This is a genomic window from Streptosporangium sp. NPDC003464, assembly GCF_053588315.1.
In genome coordinates this window covers 1-15,367 of sequence record NZ_JBSFPS010000241.1, presented here as the reverse complement: position 1 = coordinate 15,367, position 15,367 = coordinate 1, and the positions used below count along the sequence as shown (strand labels likewise).

General features: G+C 72.0%; 20 protein-coding genes. 5 read left to right on the top strand and 15 right to left on the bottom strand.

Translation table 11 applies throughout. The annotated features are described in order from the left end of the window. Positions 1–113: 113 nt before the first annotated feature. From ACWDS7_RS37470 to ACWDS7_RS37455, 4 genes are all read right to left on the bottom strand, one after another. Entirely contained in the window at positions 114–605 is a 492-nt protein-coding gene (locus tag ACWDS7_RS37470) for a hypothetical protein (protein WP_451933116.1), read from the bottom strand. A gap of 116 nt (positions 606–721) precedes the next feature. Beyond that, entirely contained in the window at positions 722–1,168 is a 447-nt protein-coding gene (locus tag ACWDS7_RS37465; protein ID WP_306869359.1) for a MarR family winged helix-turn-helix transcriptional regulator, read from the bottom strand. A gap of 209 nt (positions 1,169–1,377) precedes the next feature. Then, the gene (locus tag ACWDS7_RS37460) at positions 1,378–2,094 is read right to left on the bottom strand and encodes a hypothetical protein (protein WP_451933115.1); all 717 of its coding nucleotides are present in this window, start codon (positions 2,092–2,094) and stop codon (positions 1,378–1,380) included. A gap of 89 nt (positions 2,095–2,183) precedes the next feature. Continuing rightward, positions 2,184–3,176 carry an NAD(P)/FAD-dependent oxidoreductase gene (locus ACWDS7_RS37455; RefSeq protein ID WP_451933114.1) on the bottom strand — a complete coding sequence of 331 codons (993 nt, stop codon included), beginning with the start codon at positions 3,174–3,176 and terminating at the stop codon, positions 2,184–2,186. A gap of 79 nt (positions 3,177–3,255) precedes the next feature. Between ACWDS7_RS37455 and ACWDS7_RS37450 the strand changes: the two genes are divergently transcribed. Both ACWDS7_RS37450 and ACWDS7_RS37445 read left to right on the top strand, forming a co-directional pair. Then, positions 3,256–3,867, top strand: a complete 612-nt coding sequence (locus ACWDS7_RS37450; RefSeq protein ID WP_451933113.1) for a helix-turn-helix domain-containing protein — start codon at positions 3,256–3,258, stop codon at positions 3,865–3,867. A 197-nt stretch (positions 3,868–4,064) separates the two neighbouring features. Further along, the gene (locus ACWDS7_RS37445; protein WP_451933112.1) at positions 4,065–4,439 is read left to right on the top strand and encodes a hypothetical protein; all 375 of its coding nucleotides are present in this window, start codon (positions 4,065–4,067) and stop codon (positions 4,437–4,439) included. Positions 4,440–4,625: 186 nt separating this feature from the next. Here ACWDS7_RS37445 and ACWDS7_RS37440 read toward each other — a convergent pair whose 3' ends face one another. After that, positions 4,626–5,213 carry a TetR family transcriptional regulator gene (locus ACWDS7_RS37440; RefSeq protein WP_451933111.1) on the bottom strand — a complete coding sequence of 196 codons (588 nt, stop codon included), beginning with the start codon at positions 5,211–5,213 and terminating at the stop codon, positions 4,626–4,628. 133 nt (positions 5,214–5,346) lie between these two features. Further along, on the bottom strand, positions 5,347–6,255 hold the full coding sequence (locus tag ACWDS7_RS37435) for an aldo/keto reductase (protein WP_451933110.1): 909 nt from the start codon (positions 6,253–6,255) through the stop codon (positions 5,347–5,349). A 46-nt stretch (positions 6,256–6,301) separates the two neighbouring features. Here ACWDS7_RS37435 and ACWDS7_RS37430 point away from each other — a divergent pair, with 46 nt between their 5' ends. Then, positions 6,302–7,315 (top strand): ArsR family transcriptional regulator, encoded by a 1,014-nt coding sequence (locus tag ACWDS7_RS37430; RefSeq protein ID WP_451933109.1) that lies wholly within the window; start codon positions 6,302–6,304, stop codon positions 7,313–7,315. A gap of 117 nt (positions 7,316–7,432) precedes the next feature. Here the strand turns inward: ACWDS7_RS37430 and ACWDS7_RS37425 are convergent, their stop codons facing one another. The 6 genes from ACWDS7_RS37425 to ACWDS7_RS37400 form a co-directional block, all read right to left on the bottom strand. Continuing rightward, positions 7,433–7,903 (bottom strand): SAM-dependent methyltransferase, encoded by a 471-nt coding sequence (locus ACWDS7_RS37425; RefSeq protein WP_451933108.1) that lies wholly within the window; start codon positions 7,901–7,903, stop codon positions 7,433–7,435. Positions 7,904–8,003: 100 nt separating this feature from the next. Then, positions 8,004–8,375, bottom strand: a complete 372-nt coding sequence (locus ACWDS7_RS37420) for a DoxX family protein (protein WP_451933107.1) — start codon at positions 8,373–8,375, stop codon at positions 8,004–8,006. A 35-nt stretch (positions 8,376–8,410) separates the two neighbouring features. Beyond that, entirely contained in the window at positions 8,411–9,208 is a 798-nt protein-coding gene (locus ACWDS7_RS37415; protein WP_451933106.1) for an ABC transporter permease, read from the bottom strand. Continuing rightward, on the bottom strand, positions 9,205–9,972 hold the full coding sequence (locus ACWDS7_RS37410) for an ABC transporter permease (RefSeq protein WP_451933105.1): 768 nt from the start codon (positions 9,970–9,972) through the stop codon (positions 9,205–9,207). The genes ACWDS7_RS37415 and ACWDS7_RS37410 overlap by 4 nt, the downstream gene beginning before the upstream one ends. Beyond that, complete coding sequence (locus ACWDS7_RS37405; RefSeq protein WP_451933104.1) at positions 9,965–10,879, bottom strand: ATP-binding cassette domain-containing protein; 915 nt, start codon at positions 10,877–10,879, stop codon at positions 9,965–9,967. Before ACWDS7_RS37405 ends, ACWDS7_RS37410 begins: the two co-directional genes overlap by 8 nt. Before the next feature lie 55 nt (positions 10,880–10,934). Further along, positions 10,935–11,225 carry an antibiotic biosynthesis monooxygenase gene (locus ACWDS7_RS37400; RefSeq protein WP_306869393.1) on the bottom strand — a complete coding sequence of 97 codons (291 nt, stop codon included), beginning with the start codon at positions 11,223–11,225 and terminating at the stop codon, positions 10,935–10,937. Positions 11,226–11,285: 60 nt separating this feature from the next. Here ACWDS7_RS37400 and ACWDS7_RS37395 point away from each other — a divergent pair, with 60 nt between their 5' ends. Then, on the top strand, positions 11,286–11,918 hold the full coding sequence (locus tag ACWDS7_RS37395) for a TetR/AcrR family transcriptional regulator (RefSeq protein WP_451933103.1): 633 nt from the start codon (positions 11,286–11,288) through the stop codon (positions 11,916–11,918). 133 nt (positions 11,919–12,051) lie between these two features. Beyond that, a complete protein-coding gene (locus ACWDS7_RS37390) occupies positions 12,052–12,936 on the top strand; it encodes a sigma-70 family RNA polymerase sigma factor (RefSeq protein WP_451933102.1) in 885 nt (294 codons plus the stop codon). Positions 12,937–13,115: 179 nt separating this feature from the next. Here the strand turns inward: ACWDS7_RS37390 and ACWDS7_RS37385 are convergent, their stop codons facing one another. The 3 genes from ACWDS7_RS37385 to ACWDS7_RS37375 all read right to left on the bottom strand — a co-directional run. Then, the gene (locus tag ACWDS7_RS37385) at positions 13,116–14,411 is read right to left on the bottom strand and encodes a helix-turn-helix domain-containing protein (protein WP_451933101.1); all 1,296 of its coding nucleotides are present in this window, start codon (positions 14,409–14,411) and stop codon (positions 13,116–13,118) included. Positions 14,412–14,514: 103 nt separating this feature from the next. Then, positions 14,515–14,832 carry a hypothetical protein gene (locus ACWDS7_RS37380; RefSeq protein WP_451933100.1) on the bottom strand — a complete coding sequence of 106 codons (318 nt, stop codon included), beginning with the start codon at positions 14,830–14,832 and terminating at the stop codon, positions 14,515–14,517. Continuing rightward, positions 14,829–15,367: serine hydrolase domain-containing protein (locus ACWDS7_RS37375; RefSeq protein ID WP_451933099.1), on the bottom strand; the 539-nt coding region annotated here is incomplete at its 5' end. The genes ACWDS7_RS37380 and ACWDS7_RS37375, both read right to left, overlap by 4 nt.

Here is a 15,367-nt window from a genome sequence, read left to right as displayed (position 1 = left end):
GACGGCGGCGTCGCGGGAGTCCGCGGGCCGTCGAGGAGGCGCCGGAGCCGAGGCGTCGCCCGGCCGTTTCCGGGCGCGACGCGGGCTGTCCGGTTCACGTGCCGGGATGACGCTCACGTGTACGCTCCCGGGCGGACGATCATGAGGACCACGACGGTCGCCCACAGCAGGTTGTAGATTCCGGCGAGCATGCTCAGGGTGCGCAGCCGTCCGCCGTCGTCGGGGTCGGCGAGGGCGTCGCGCTGGCGCGGACAGATGTGCAGGGCGAGCAGCCCGCCCGCGCCGGCGGTGAGGACCATGGAGACGGTGATCCAGATCTCGCCCATCCGGCCCTGGACGAGGGCCAGAGTGATTCCCGCGACGGGTACGGCGATGCCGAGGAGGCCGTAGCCGCGGGTGATGCGGTGCAGTGCGACGGCGACGGCCCGGTTGCGGTCTCCCGAGGCCGGCGGCTGGGGGGCGACGGGTGCTCCCGCGGTGGCCTGGCCCGCCGCGACCTCCGTGGTGACCGGGGCGTAGCGGGGGAACAGGCTCGTCGCGACGGCCGAGCCTCCGACGAACACGATGCCGGCGAGTACGTGCACGGACAGCAGCAGACCTTCCACAGGTTCTCCTCTCGCAACCTTCAGGCACGCTGAAGCTTAACAGATGCTTCAGTGTGTCTGAAGGTTGCGAGAGGAGGCGTGGCGCCCTCGCCGTCCGGGGCGTCCCGCCCGTCAGGTCAGAGCCGGGGGCGCCCCTCGAACGCGGCGTGTACGGCGTCGGCGACCTGGCGCTGGATCGGGTCGGCGTCCGGGCCGAACAGCCGCTCGTCGACCCCGGCCACGGCCTTCATCGCCTCCCGCATCAGACGGGCGCCCTCGGGCGTGATCTCGATGGTCGAGGCGGACCCGGCGCGGGCGGTGTTGTCGCGGACGAGCCCGGCGCCGGACAGCGCCTTCACCGCCGTATGGACGCTCTGGACGGTGATCCCGGACATCCGCGCCAGATCGCTGAACGATGCGCCGGGCACGCCGGAGATGTGCCCGAGCAGGCCGAACCTGCTGACCGTCAACCCGAGCGGTGCGAGGGCGGCGCCGAGCTCGGACTCGATCCGGTGCGCCAGCGTGAGCAGCACGATGGAAGGGCTGGTCTCCGGCGGACCTGGACGGGCGTTCTCGATTGTCACCTGCCCAGTCTCCCGCAGTTCCCCCGGGTCGGGCCGCCGCGCGCCACGCTCACCCCGGCCCCTCCCGCCGTGGAACCGGCCCCTCACCGGGGCGGGGGAGGGGCTGCCCGCTCACCTGTGCCGGGATCCTCCTGCCGGGCCGGGCGCAGGGCCGCTTCACCCCGGGAGAACGGTCATCTCCGGGCCCTCGGAAACCTCCATGGGGATGTTCAGCCATCCCCATGCGGCGGGAGCAGGGCCGGGTGGATCTCGGCGAGCAGTTCGAGCAGGGGCTCCCGCGTCTGCGCGGCGAAGGCGGCCTCGACGGCGGCAGCGGCCGGCCCGCCGGTGAGCCAGGTGAGAGTCTGCTGGTAGGCGGGGCTGTGGCGGTCCCAGAAGGCGTTGGTCAGGCGCTTGCCCGACAGTCCGGTCAGCACGAAGTCGTGCAGGTGGTTGATCGCGGCGTCGGTGTCGAGCCTGCTCCAGATCTCCAGGCAGGGCGCGAGATCCATGCCGGTGGCGGCCAGGGCGCACACCACCGTGTCGATCGAGGGGCGGACGGGATGACGGCGCAGCGTCTCGTGCCACCACTCGCCCAGGAACCCCGCTACGGCGTCGCGCTCCTCCTCCGGCCAGACCCGCCAGTCGGCGGAGGTGAGCTTGCCGAAGACGATCTCGGGATCGGGATAGCCGAAGTCGTCCGCGGCCGCGCATTCGAGCAGGCGCGGCAGAAAGTAGCGGAACTCGGCGACACCGCCCCAGGTGTTGAGTGCCTTGGCGGCGTAGCGGGCCAGCGCCGCGGCCTCGATCGACCCGACCGGTCCTGCCAGGAGGGGCCGATCCTCACCCGGCGCGACGCAGTGTGGACAGCCGTCCGCGTGCTCGGGTCTCGGGACGTGCCCGAACACGTCGTACATCCGCCGCTTGGCCGCTTCCCAACTGGACACCGCCCCATTATCGGCGCCCCACCTTGAACGGAGTGATCGTGCTCTGCAGCCGGCCTCCTTGGTTCACCGGCCGTGGCGGCGCTCGCCCGTCACCAGTCCGCCGACCCGCGCTCCGGACTCGGCCGAGAACGGGCCCGGTAGGCGTCGACCGCCTGCCGGGTGTCCTCGGCGACCAGGTCGGCGTTGATCTGGGCCGCCGCGGCAGCGCCCGCCGCCGCGGCGGCACCGACCTGGGCGAGCAGATCGGTGACGTTGCCCGCGACCCACACCCCGGGCACCTCGGTACGGCCGGCCGCGTCGGAGGGGATGTGCTCACCGGCCCCCGACGGGTGTTCCGCCGGCCGTAGTCCGAGCGCCGCCAGGAATCCGGCGCGCGCCGCCATCCGCGGCGAGACCGCCAGCGCCTCGCGGCTGACCACCGTGCCGTCGCTCAGCCGCACCCCCGCCAGGCGGTCCTCGACGATCTCCAGGGACGCCACCTCGCCCTCCACCACGCTGATGCCGCGGGCGGCCAGTTGCTCCGACTCCTCGTCGGTCGGCGGCGGCATGGTGTGGGAGAAGAACGTGACATCGGCGCTCCACTGCCGGAACAGCAACGCCCGGTGCACCGCCATCGGCCCGCCCGCCAGCACGCCGATGGCCTGGTCACGGGCCTCCCAACCGTGGCAGTACGGGCAGTGCAGCACGTCCCGGCCCCATCGGGCCCGCAATCCAGGTATGTCCGGCAGTTCGTCGGCCAGCCCGGTGGCCACCAGCAGCCGGCGCGCACGGACCGTCCGGCCGTCGGCCAGCGCCGCGGTGAACCCCTCGGCCTCCCGGCCCGCCGTGGCGATCTCCCCGGCCACCACGTGACCGCCGTAGTGGCGGACCTCGGCCCGGCCGCGCTCCAGCAACTCGGCCGGCCGGACCCCCTCCCGGGCCAGCAGCCCGTGCACGCCCGCGGCCGGGGCGTTGCGCGGTGCGCCCGCGTCGATCACCACCACCGACCGCCGTGCCCGAGCCAGCGTCAGCGCCCCGCTCAAACCCGCGGCGCCTCCGCCGAACACCACCACGTCATAGCTGTTCCTCAGCTGATCGGTCACCGTGACCACCTCCACGACGAGGATGCGGGCCCATCGGCCGTTTTCGCAAAATCTGTTGCCGATCTGGCAAACTGGCGGCATGGACCACGATCTCGACCAGGCGCTCACCGCGGTCGGACCCCGGCTACGCGCGCTGCGCCGGCAGCGCGAAACCACGCTGGCCGACCTTTCGGCGGCGACCGGCATCTCGGTGAGCACCCTGTCCCGGCTGGAGTCCGGCGCCCGCCGGCCGACCCTCGAACTGCTGCTCCCCCTGGCCAGAGCCCACGGCGTCACGCTCGACGAACTCGTCGACGCCCCACCCACCGGAGATCCGCGCATCCACCTGCGCCCGATCGCCCGGCACGGCATGACCATGCTGCCCCTGACCCGCCGGGCCGGCGGCATCCAGGCGTACAAGCTCGTGATCTCGGCCGACAGCCGCCGGAGGGAACCCGAGCTGCAGACCCACGAGGGCTACGAATGGCTCTACGTCCTCAACGGACGGCTACGGCTCGTCCTCGGTGAACACGATCTGGTGCTCTCGCCCGGCGAAGCGGCCGAGTTCGACACCCGCGTACCGCACTGGTTCGGCACCACCGGTGCCGAACCGGTCGAGTTCCTCAGCCTGTTCGGCAAGCAGGGCGAACGCGCACACCTGCGCGCCCATCCCACGACGAAACATCCGGTCGGCGACGGCAACCGAGCCTGAGAGGCGGGAGTCACGGCAGGGCCGGGGCGTCACGGACCGCGGCCGTCCCGTCGGTCTCCGCGTCGAAGACGACCAACGCTGTGTGATAACGATTGAGGTGTCGGGCCGTCATCGGGGCCGCGGCCGGCGTCTACGTAGACATGACAGTTGCGATACTGCGTCTGGCGCAGGCGATGCGACGGCATAAAGCACGCTGGATGACCCGGAGTCTGACCGGCCCGTCGCTTGAGCATCTCTACCATCACTACGGGCGGGAGATTCTCGCCAAGGCCGCAGCCGAGCCCGCGCTGTCGCAGGCCATCGCCCAGGAGATGGACGACATCGAGGCGACGTTGCGGCGTGACGGGCTGCCCGGGACACCTGGTCACCTGCGTGCCTTCCTCCTCGGATACGGGCAGGGCGTGGTGGACTCGGCCGTGATCCGGCCCGATCTGGTCGCGGCGCGCATGAATCACACCGGCTATCCCCCCACGGTCGTCCAGTTGGGCGCGCTGTGCCAGAAAGCCCTCGCCGCGGGGCTGGTACGGATGAGTGCCACCCCCGTGCGCCGATCCACGATCATCGGATACTGACGGCCCCGGCGCGCCTTGGGGGAGAGGACCCGGGCCTGGTCCGCTCGCTACCGGGCCGGGCCGGGCCGGGGCCTCGGCCCGTCGAGGAACGCCTCGGCGTGCACGCCGGGAGCAGGAGGGTGAAGACCGGGCGGGCGGGGGAGGAGCGGCGCGGCCGCGGCGGCACTCGAACGGGCGCTCGGCCGGCTACGGGACCGGCCGCGGCGGCGCGCCGGTCACCAGCAGCCACAGGGGGGCGACCGCCTCCATCAGGTCGATGCGGTCGGGCGCGAGGAGCCACTGCTGGTGGATGCCTATCACCGCGCCCACCATGGTGACGGCCAGCGTCTCGGCGGAGGTGCCCGGGGGCAGCGGGAGGCGCTCCAGCCACCTTCTGCAGTGCTCGCGCAACGTGTTGTGGATCTCGACGTAGCGGCCGTGGATCGGCGAGCCGGGCTCCAGCGCCTCCACCAGGAGCGTGACGAAGAGCTTCGAGGTGGGCAGCCGCATGAGCGCGTCGGCGCCCTGCCGCAGGTGGTCGAAGCTCGCCGCCCCCGCGCCGGGGTCCTCGGGGAACCCGCTGCGGATCAGGTCCACCGAGCGTTCGAGCACGGCCAGCAGCAGGCCCTCCTTGCTGCCGAAGTGCCACGGGATCGAGCCCCTGCTGATCTGTGACCGCTCGGCCACGTCGGCGAACGTGGTCTGCCGGTAGCCCTTCTCCGCGAACAGCTCCGCCGCCGCCGTGAGGATCAGTTCGCGGCTCTCGTGACTGGTCTGTTCTCGTCGTGTTGTCACGCCACCTCCCTCTGTGCTGGCAATATTATTCTATGTTGGTCAACACAGGAGGTCGCTCCGCGCCTCGTCGCCTGCACCGGCGGCTGACACTCCCCACGGACGAGACGCCGGGCGGGCAGCGGTGGCCGGATTCTCACACTCCGCCCCGGTGGAGGGAGTCCAGGGTGGCCAGTGCGTCCTCGGAGAGGCGCAGTGCGCCGGCGGCCACGTTCGCGACCAGGTGATCCGGGTCGCCGGTGCCGGGGATGGCCAGCACGTGGGGTCCGCGGTGCAGCGTCCACGCCAGCCGGACCTGCGCCGGGCTCGCGCCGTGCGCGCGCGCGACGGCGAGCACCTCGTCGCCGTCGGCACCGCTCACGCCCCTCTCGCCCCCGGTGCCGGCGATCGAGTAGAACGGTACGAACGCGACACCCTGCTCGCCGCAGGTGCGCAGGAACCCGTCCTGCTCGGGCGCCACGCCGATGCCGTACCGGTTCTGCACGCAGACCACCGGCGCGATGGCCTGGGCCTCGGCGAGGTGTTCGGGGCGGACGTTGGAGATGCCCAGGTGGCGGATGAGCCCGGCGTCGCGGAGCTGGGCCAGCGCGCCGAAACGCTCGGCGATCGAACCGGTTCCGAGGATGCGCAGGTTCACCACGTCGAGGTGGTCACGGCCGAGCTGGCGCAGGTTCTCCTCGACCTGGCCGCGCAGTTGCTCGGGGGTGGCATGGGGCAGCCACTCACCCGACGGACTCCGGCCCGGTCCGACCTTGGTGGTGATGACGAGATCATCCGGGTAGGGGGCCAGCGCCTGATTGATCAGCTCGTTGGCGGAGCGCAGCGGCGAGAAGTAGAACGCGGCGGTGTCGATGTGGTTCACACCGAGCTCGACCGCGCGGCGCAGCACGCTGATCGCCCGGCCACGGTCGCTCGCGACCGCGTCTGCCGCGAACGCCCCGCCGAGCTGCGTCAGACGCATCGCGCCGAAACCGAGCCGGTTGACCGCCAGGTCGCCGAGCTTCCAGGTGCCTGAGGCCGCCGCGGTGATCGTCTCTGAAGTCATGCCCGAATGGTCTCCACGCTGTAGGGTGGCCGCCATTGATTAACGCATGTCTGAATTCTGGGGAGTGGTCCTCCTGGCGGAGCTGGCCTTCTCGGCGAGCGATCTGGCGCAAATGCGGTTCGCCGTCTCACCGATGTGGGAGGTCGGGACCAGCTTCCGGCTGCTGAGTTCCGGCTCCGCGCATCCCGTGCACCGGCTCTGGCTCGAACAGGTACGGCCACGGGTGACGGCCGCCGGACTGGACCGGGGCTGGCTCGCGGGGCTGATCCTGCCCTCGGGCTACGTCCCCGACTTCCTCAACCCGGCCCCCGCCGGGCCGGCCCCCACGCTGGCGGAGGAACTGGCCGGGATCCAGGCCGCCCCCGTCGACCAAGTACGCCAGGACCTCGACCGCCTGAGGCGCGAGCAGGGGCGGCTCGTTCCCCGCTCGCGGAGCCTGTACGCCGAGCCGCAGGCCCACCTGCCCCGGATCGCGGAAGAGATCGAGACCTACTGGGAGCTGGCGCTCGCCCCCTACTGGGCGCGGATCCGGGCCGTGCTCGACGCCGACCTCTTCCACCGGGCCCGGCAGGTCGCCGAGCACGGCGCGGGCCACCTCTTCAACGATCTGCACGCCTCGGTGAGCTGGGACGACAACACGCTACGGCTCCTCCGCCGGCAGCGGACCCTGTCCCGGAAGACGGCGGGCGCAGGGCTGCTGCTGATCCCCTCGGCCTTCACCGGACCGGGCCCGCTCACCCGGGTGACCCTGCCGGACCCACCGCAACTCGCCTATCCGGCGCGCGGCATCGGCGCGTTGTGGGAACCCCGGCCCACCACCGGCACCGGCGCCCTCGCCGCCGTGCTCGGCCGCTCGCGCACCCTGCTGCTGGCCGAACTGGACGCCCCGGCCTCCACCACCGAGCTGGCCCAGCGGACCGGTCTCTCCCCGGCCGGGGTGTCCCAGTACCTCACCGCGCTGCGCGACGCGGGCCTGGTCAGCGCCCACCGGGCCGGCCGTTCGGTCCTGTACGCCCGCACCTCGGCCGGCGAATCCATCCTCACCGCCGCGCCCCCGTAGTCCTGGGTGCCGCCGGCGGCCGGCTCGGGGCCGGCTCCGTCCCGGCGACCTCTGGGGACGTCCCGCGAAGGCCCCGGGTCCGGCGAGGAGTCCTACGGCAAGCGGCCTGAGGGAGCCTCAGTAATAGCGGCTCATGAGCTCGGTGGCCCAGGCCGGCTGGGTGACCGGCGTCCGGGGGGCGAACTCGGCCAGGTAGGGCTTCACATCCAGGATCGGTGAGCCCGACAGCGCGTCCAGGTCGGCGACGTGCAGGTCCAGGCCGTCCACGGCGAGCAGCCGGCACCGGGAGACGCCGAGGCGGTTGGGGCGGTACGGCCCGCGGTGGGCGAAGATCCCCACCGGCGCCGCCTGCGGATTCCCCCTTGGGGGACGGGGCTCGCTGTGCACCGCGGCCGGGTCGATCCGGTCGAAGAGGAACACGACCTCCAGATGGGAGAAGTGCTCCAGGCCGAGCACCGCCGAGGCGGTGAAGGACCCGCCGTCCAGCCGGATCACGGATCGCACGTCGTGCCAGTCGTCTTCGTACATCTCGCCGCGACCGCCCACGAGGTGGCCGACGGGGCGCAGGGTCACGCTCTCCGTTGTCATTGGTGATCTCCCGGTTCTGGGCTCTCCCCGGCGGGCCGTCCGGCGCCGAGGCACCTTCCGCCTGCGGGGCGGCCCTGGCGATGTTCAGGTGGTCAGAGGGTCAGAGAGCGTAGGGGCCGAAGCGCCCCCAGGCGATGACTGCGGCCGGCACGAGCAGCACCACGTTGACGGCGATGGCCGCCGGCTCCTTGCGGCGGGCGTGGGTGGCGACGGCGCCGAGCATGGTGATGGCCAGGCCGGTGGCGGCCACCGGAGTGAGGATCGAGGCGATGCCGGCGAGGGCTGGCAGGAGCAGTCCGAGGGCGCCGAGAAGTTCAGCCGCGCCGATCAGACGGATCCGGGTGAGGGTGAGGTCGTCCACCCAGGGCGCCATGGGGCGCAGTCTCTCCTTGGGCTGAGTGGCGTGCATGATCCCGGTCAGGCCGAAGACGGCGGTCAGGACGGCCTGCAGTACCCACAGGAACGCGTTCACGTCGGTTGTTCTCCTTCTCCGTTCAGGTCCCCGGCCTAGTAGCGGCCGAGGGTGCCGCGGTGTCGGGCGAGGTGTTCGAGCCGGTTGAACAGGACCACCCCGACGGCCGTGATGAGCAGCGGCTGGACCAGCAGCCAGCCGAGGCCCAAGCCGGTCGGGAGGGCGGCGAGGGAATGCCCGCCGAGCAGGATGTCGCGCATGGCCTCGATGCCGGGCGCGATGGGGACCACCAGCCGGCTGAGGAGGGCGATGGGGTCGGGCATGGCGGCCAGGGGGACCAGGGTGCCGCCGGCGATGGCGTAGACGGCCACGGACAGTTGCGTGACGATCTCGATGCGCTTGAACACCAGAGTCAGCCCGCACAGGATGAGAGCCAGCCCGCAGGTGCCCACCGCGATGGCGGCCAGCGGCACGATCACCTGCGCGTCGAAGGGCACCCGCCCGCCCTGGAGGACGATGGCGGTGGCGCCGGTGGCCAGGACGGCCAGCGCGGTGGGCAGGGCCGAGATCACGGCGGCGACCTGGCGGCCGAGGATGCTAGCGGCCGAGGGCAGCGGGGTCAGGTAGGTCTGTTCCAGCACGCCGGACTGGATGTCACCCAGATAGCTCCAGAACACCCGGTTGACCTGCTCATGGATGAAGGTCAGCGCCATCATGCCGAGCAGCACCGGCAGCAGCAGCTCGGCACGGAGCTGCCCGCGTCCCATGAACAGCACGATGAGCAGGTAGAACAGCGGAAACGTGATCATCTGGATAAGGGTTTCGCGCCATCCGGCGGCGAGGTTGAGCAGACCCTTGCGGACCTCTGCGGCGAATCCGCGGGCGAAGGTCATGAGGACTCCTGCAGAGCTCGGCGGTGGTTGCGGACGAACAGCAGGCCGCTGACGGCGGTGAGCACGAGGGTGTGGGCGATCAGCCAGGGCAGGGTGCCGCCGCTCCAGACCTCGGCCAGGGTCCGGCCCTCGAACAGCGTCTGGGTGGTCGCCTCGATGCCCAGCGTGGTGGGCAGGACTCTGGCCACCACGGCCAGCCAGTCGGGATAGAGGGCCAGCGGCAGGAACGAGCCGTTGAGCAGCAGCACCAGCGAGGCGAACAGCGACTGCAGGGCGCCGATCATCGGGGAGACCAGGGCTAGGGCGGCCAGCAGGAAGGTGAAGGCCAGCACATCGACCCCCAGGAGCAGGACAGGCACCAGCGCCGTCCAGCGCAGCGGGATCGCGATCCCGGCCACCAGCATCGGGACGAGGGAGGCGACGACGGCCACCGCCAGCCCGAACACCGAGGCGGTGATCAGCCGGCCGAGCATCGGCAGCCACGGCGGCGCCGTGGTCATCTGGGCCTGGGCGAAGGTGCCGGCGCGTTTCTCCTCGATGAGGTCGGCCACCATCACCAGGGCGGCGTACTGCAGGAACCAGTAGCCGCCGATCGCGACCAGGGTCTGCGGCAGCAGGTCCTGGCGGAGCTCGCCCTGGCCCAGGACGAACTGCAGGCCGAGGTACATCATGGTGCTGATCAGCAGCGTGATCACATGACCTGCCGGGTGGGCGAGCTGCACCCGCAGGCCCTTGCCGATCTCGGCGCGCAGGACGTCAAGCATGGGACGGCTCGCTCACCAGCGCGAGGAACACATCCTCCAGGTCGGGCCGCACCTGGGTCAGCGACTCCAGGACGGCCCCTTGGGCGCGTAGCCGCTCGACCACGCCGTACACCTCGCGCGGGTCGCTCACCCGTACGCTGATCGTGGTGACGCCCTCGCGTGTGACGCCGTCGAACCCCGGCGGCGCCTCGCCTTCGACGCGGATCTCGTACCGATCCCGTTCGCGGAAGCCGTCCAGCAGGTCACGGGTGGGCAGGTCGGCGACCAGCCGTCCCTGGCGCATGACGGCCACCCGGTCGCACAGCTCCTGGGCCACGTCGAGCTGGTGCGTGGTGAGCAGGACGGTGGTGCCGAGCTCGCGGGCCTGCTCGGCGATCCAGTTCTTGACGGTGCGGGTGGCCTCGACGTCGAGGCCGAGCGTCGGCTCGTCCAGCAGCACGATCGGCGGGTCGGCGATCAGGGCGGTGGCGATGGCGACCTTCTGCTGCATGCCGCGTGAGAAGCCGCCGACCTTGTCGTGGCGCCGTTCCCACAGGCCGAGGTCGGTCAGCAGGTTCTGGGCGCGCTCGGCGACCCGGTGCTTGCGCAGCCCTTTGAGCCTGCCGAAGTACATCAGGTTCTGCCAGGCCGACAGGCTCCAGTAGACGTTGCGCGAGCCTTCCAGCACGGCGCCGAACTGCGCCATCGCGGCCGAGCGCTGCCGGGCCACGTCGAAGCCGCCCAGCCGGACCCGGCCCGAGGTGGGGGTCAGCAGGCCGGCCAGCATCTTGATGGTGGTGGTCTTGCCCGCGCCGTTGGGCCCCAGGAAGCCGAACACCGATCCGGCGCCGATGCGCAGGGACACCTCGTCGACCGCCCGGACCTGCGCCGAGCCGTACACCTTCGTCAACGCGTCGATCTCGATCATGTCATCTCCTCGATTCGGGGACCCCGGCCCCGGGTTCCGGGGCCGGGGCGGGCGGTCAGAGCTCGTCGAGAACCTCGATGTCCTCCGCGGTGACCTCGCGGGCCACCGCGAACGCCGCGACGGCCGCGGCGGTGCCGGGCAGTGCCTGGCGGGCCGCCCGCAGGCTGGCGGCCGAATCCCAGCGCCAGACGCCGACCCACGTCTCGTCGCCGAGCCGGCCGAGGCGCGCCTCGGTGAGGCCGGACAGCGTGGCCCTGGTCGCGGAGACCAGAGCGGCGTGCCGGGCCCGGACCTGCTCGGCGTCGGCGGGATCGGCCTGGAATCGGGTGACGCTGATGACCGACATGATTGGACCTTCTCTCTAGAGTTGACTTCTAGCAATTGAGTCTAGAGATAGACTCTAGCCATGAGTGATGTCAAGCGGACGAACAAGCGGGCGCAGAAGGCGAAGGAGACGCGACGGCGCATCCTCGCGGCGGCACTGGAGCTGTTCGTGCGGGACGGATACGGCGCGACGAATCTCCAGGACGTCGCCGACAAGGCCGGGGTCGCGGTGCAGACGATCTACTTCGTCTTCGGCAACAAGCGCGCCCTGCTGAAGGAGCTGGTCGATGTCACGATCGCGGGTGACGACGAGCCGGTGGCCACGATGGACCGGCCGTGGTACGCCGCGGCGCTGGCCGCCGACACCGCGCAGGACATGCTGCGCGCCTACGTCGCCGGCACGACATCGGTCCTGGAACGGGTCGCGCCGATCGGCAGGGTGCTGGAGGGCGCCTCCGCGAGCGACCCCGAGGTCGCCGCCCTGTGGCCGCACGACGTCGATCCGCGTTACGTCGTCCAGCGAGGGGCGGCCAAGGCGCTGGTCGGCAAGCCGGGCGCACGGGCGGAGATGTCGGTGGAGGAGGCCGCCGATCTGCTGTACGGCCTGCTCAGCCCCGAGCTGTACCTGCTGTTCGTGCGGGAGCGCGGCTGGCCGCGTGAGCGCTGGGAGCGCTGGGCGGGCGAGACCCTGCGCGCCCAGCTCTGCTCGGGCTAGGACCGCCGACGGCCGGCGCCGCCCGTGGCCTCCCCGGCACCTCGTCCGGTCCGGGAGCCGGGCTCCCGATACCTTCGGCTGGTGTTCTGCACATCTACTGCGATGAACCCCGGCGACGAAGGAATGTGACACGGTGGACGGAAGCGAATGGCTGACAGAGCGTTTCGAGGAGCACCGGCCCCAGCTGCGAGCGGTGGCCTACCGGATGCTCGGCTCGCTCAGCGAGGCCGATGACGCCGTGCAGGAAGCCTGGTTGAGACTCAGCCGCGCCGACACCGGCGGCGTGGAGAACCTCGGCGCCTGGCTGACCACGGTGGTGGCGCGCGTGTGCCTGAACATGCTGCGCTCGCGCGAGCATCGGCGCGAGGAGCCCATCGACGCGCGGGTGTCCGACCCGGCCCTCGGTCCCGAGTCCGGGGACGATCCCGAGCGGGAGGCGTTGATGGCCGACTCGGTCGGGGTGGCGCTGCTGGTGGTGCTCGACACGCTGACGCCGGCCGAGCGGCTCGCCTTCGTGCTGCACGACATGTTCGCCGTGCCCTTCGACGAGATCGCCCCGATGCTCGAGCGGTCGCCGGAGGCGACCAGGCAGCTCGCGAGCCGCGCCCGCCGCCGGGTCAAAGGGGCCGCCCCGGCGCCCGGCGCCGACCTGACCCGCCGGCGTCGGGTCGTCGACGCCTTCCTGGCCGCCACCCGCGGCGGGGACTTCGAGGCGCTGGTCGCCCTGCTCCACCCCGACGTGGTGCTCCGGGCCGACAAGATGGTCATCCCCACGCTCGAACCCGTCGTGGTCCGCGGCGCCCACCCCGTGGCCAAGGGCGCGATGGCCGCCATGGAACGGGCATGGTTCACCGGGCCGGTGGCGATCGACGGGGCGGTCGGACTCGCGATGGCCCCCGGCGGCCGGCTGCGCCTGGTGCTCAGCTTCACGATCGTCGAGGGCGCGGTCACCGAGATCGACGTGATCGCGGAGCCGGATCGCCTCAGCCGGCTCGACCTCGCGGTTCTCGACGCCTGACACCCTCCGCCGGACACGGCGGCGGACCACGCCGATCCACCGCCGTGTCGGGCGTCCGGTCGCACCGCCGTGTCGGGCGTCCGGTCGCTCCGTCCGGTCGAGAGCCCGCAGCTGCGCCGTGAACCCCGGTGGCGACGCCGACGGCACGCTCCGCCCCGGCCGCGGTCAGCCGGCTGCGGTCACAGCCCGATGCAGGCCAGCGCCCGCTGGTAGGCCGCGACGCTGTGGGCGGGCTCGCCGAGCGCCTGCAGCGTCTGGGCGACGGTGAGCCAGGCCCGCGCGGTCGGCCGGGTGGCCGGCGCCTCCTCCAGCCAGGCGGCCACCGCGGCCAGTTCGTGCACCGCCTCGCGCCGCCGTCCCAGGCCGGCCATCGCCTGCCCGGCCAGCAGGTGGACGTCGGCCTGGAGATTGCGCGGCAGGCCCTCGATCTGCTCCAGCAGCGCCGTCAGGTGCTCCTTGGCCCCTTCGGCGGAGCCCAGCAGCAGCTCGGCGCGGATCAGGTTCGCCGTGCAGTCGGCCGTCTCCGCCGCGGTGGCGGATCTGGCGGTCAGCTCGGCGTGCGCCCCGGCCAGCCGCCGGTACCACTTCTCCGCCTCCGCGGGCTGCACGCCGAGCGCGATCCGGGCGTAGGCGCCGTGCAGCCGCTCCAGCCGGTCGGCGTCGCCGAGCTCGGCCTGGGCGGCGATGGCCCGCTCGACATGGGCCAGCGCCTCGTCGCCGCGTCCGGTCTCCACCGCCAGGACCGCGGCCGCCTGGTGCGCCACGGTGAGCGCCGCGGCGGTGCCGAGGCGGTCGGCGGCCGCCAGCAGCTCGCCGCGGAACTGGCGGCCCCGCAGCAGGTCGCCGCGTTCGGCGTAGGCGATGAGCAGCTCGGCGCCCAGCCGGATCAGCTCCTCGCTCCAGACCGGCCGCCGCACGCCGGCCAGGAGCTGCTCGGCCACCTGCACGGCCGCCGTCAGGTCGCCCCGCCGGCGCTGGCAGCCGGCCAGCGCGCAGGTGATGCTCGCATACAGTTCGACGGGCATCTGCGCCGCGTCGCGCTGCCGTACCCGGGTCAGCAGCACGACGGCCTCGTCGAGGTCGCCGCAGCTCTGCAGCGCGTCGGCCAGGCCGAGCTCGGCGGCCTGGCGCATGTGGGGGAAGCTCGCCAGCGTGTCGTCGGCCAGCAGCGCGGCGTAGCGGGTGCGCGCCTCGGCCGCGCTGCCGCTGTCCAGCGCCTGCCGGGCGTGCCTCAGGTTGTGTTCGAGCTCCTCCTGCTGCTCGGCTGTCACGCCGCTGAGCAGGTATGACAGGGAGCATTCGAGTTTCTCGGCGAGCAGTTCCAGGACCGCGGGCGTCGCGGTCCGCTTGCCGCTCTCGATGAGTGAGACGTAGCTGTCCGACAGTTCGGGGTGGGCAAGTTCCGCCTGGGAGATGCCGCGCTGGCGGCGGGCGGTCTTGATGCGCTGTCCAACTGAGGCTGTAGCAGTAGACACGTTTATCCCTCGCACACAAACAGTTCGATGGGCAGCGGAGCTTGCGACCGGACTCCCGCGTGCTCAACGAGCCCTCAGGTGCTCCTCGCATCCCACTACGGCATCATTCGCCACTGTAGGAAATGGTATGACCCTTACAGCCCACTTTACTGATCAACACGCGGTGTCGGAGGGTCGTATGAGCACCCCATCGGCGAGTTGCTGAGTCGTCGGTGAGCGGCACGGACATCAGTCCGACGCTGAAGCAGGCCGTGCCCTTGTCGGGGCCGGTGCTGCAGATGGAGTCGTCGGCGTACGGCAGCGCCTTGCCGTCGGCGCCCTTGGGCACGGCGAACAGCTCCGCGGTCTGTGCCGGGCGCAGTAGCCGGCCGTCGAACAGGCCGGAGATGAAGCGGTCCAGGCCGCCCGTGGTGGAGGTCATGCTGGCGGGCAGCCCGCCCTGCACGTTGACATCGACCAGCTCGCCATTGCTCCTGGGCAGGTGGCCGGGGCGCCCTCGAAGCCCTGGGGCAGGCCGCTGGTGTGGTTGAGCAGCTGCCGTACGCTGATCGGTTCCTTGAACCGTTCCTCCGGCAGCAGCCCGGGCAGGTAGTGCTGGACGCTCTGGTCCAGGTCGACCCGGCCCTCGGCGGACAGTTGGAGCAGGATCACCGCCTCCATGGCCTTGCTGATGCTGCCGATCTGGAAATGAGCGTCGCGGCTGATGCGCTTACCGGTGACGAGGTCCCCGGCCGTGCCCCGCCACCGCTGCCCGTCCCTGTGCACCTCGGCCACGACGCCGGCGATGCCGTCGCCCGGGCGCGTGGTGATCGCCTCGCGCAGGGCGGCACGGTCCAGGCGGGTGGCGGGCTCGGCGGTGGCGGCCTGCGCGGGGGCGACGACTGCTCCCCGGCGGACCTGAGGTGCTCGGCCTCGCCACGCTGATCCGACTGAACACATGCCGAGGTGGCCGGAGC

Excerpts from the sequence above, each read along its gene's own strand:
- ACWDS7_RS37450 (WP_451933113.1), top strand. The coding sequence starts at position 3,256 with ATGGACCACGATCTCGACCAGGCGCTCACCGCGGTCGGACCCCGGCTA.
- ACWDS7_RS37445 (WP_451933112.1), top strand. The coding sequence starts at position 4,065 with ATGACCCGGAGTCTGACCGGCCCGTCGCTTGAGCATCTCTACCATCAC.
- ACWDS7_RS37435 (WP_451933110.1), bottom strand. The coding sequence starts at position 6,255 with ATGACTTCAGAGACGATCACCGCGGCGGCCTCAGGCACCTGGAAGCTC.
- ACWDS7_RS37430 (WP_451933109.1), top strand. The coding sequence starts at position 6,302 with ATGTCTGAATTCTGGGGAGTGGTCCTCCTGGCGGAGCTGGCCTTCTCG.
- ACWDS7_RS37425 (WP_451933108.1), bottom strand. The coding sequence starts at position 7,903 with ATGACAACGGAGAGCGTGACCCTGCGCCCCGTCGGCCACCTCGTGGGC.
- ACWDS7_RS37415 (WP_451933106.1), bottom strand. The coding sequence starts at position 9,208 with ATGACCTTCGCCCGCGGATTCGCCGCAGAGGTCCGCAAGGGTCTGCTC.
- ACWDS7_RS37410 (WP_451933105.1), bottom strand. The coding sequence starts at position 9,972 with ATGCTTGACGTCCTGCGCGCCGAGATCGGCAAGGGCCTGCGGGTGCAG.
- ACWDS7_RS37405 (WP_451933104.1), bottom strand. The coding sequence starts at position 10,879 with ATGATCGAGATCGACGCGTTGACGAAGGTGTACGGCTCGGCGCAGGTC.
- ACWDS7_RS37400 (WP_306869393.1), bottom strand. The coding sequence starts at position 11,225 with ATGTCGGTCATCAGCGTCACCCGATTCCAGGCCGATCCCGCCGACGCC.
- ACWDS7_RS37395 (WP_451933103.1), top strand. The coding sequence starts at position 11,286 with ATGAGTGATGTCAAGCGGACGAACAAGCGGGCGCAGAAGGCGAAGGAG.
- ACWDS7_RS37380 (WP_451933100.1), bottom strand. The coding sequence starts at position 14,832 with ATGACCTCCACCACGGGCGGCCTGGACCGCTTCATCTCCGGCCTGTTC.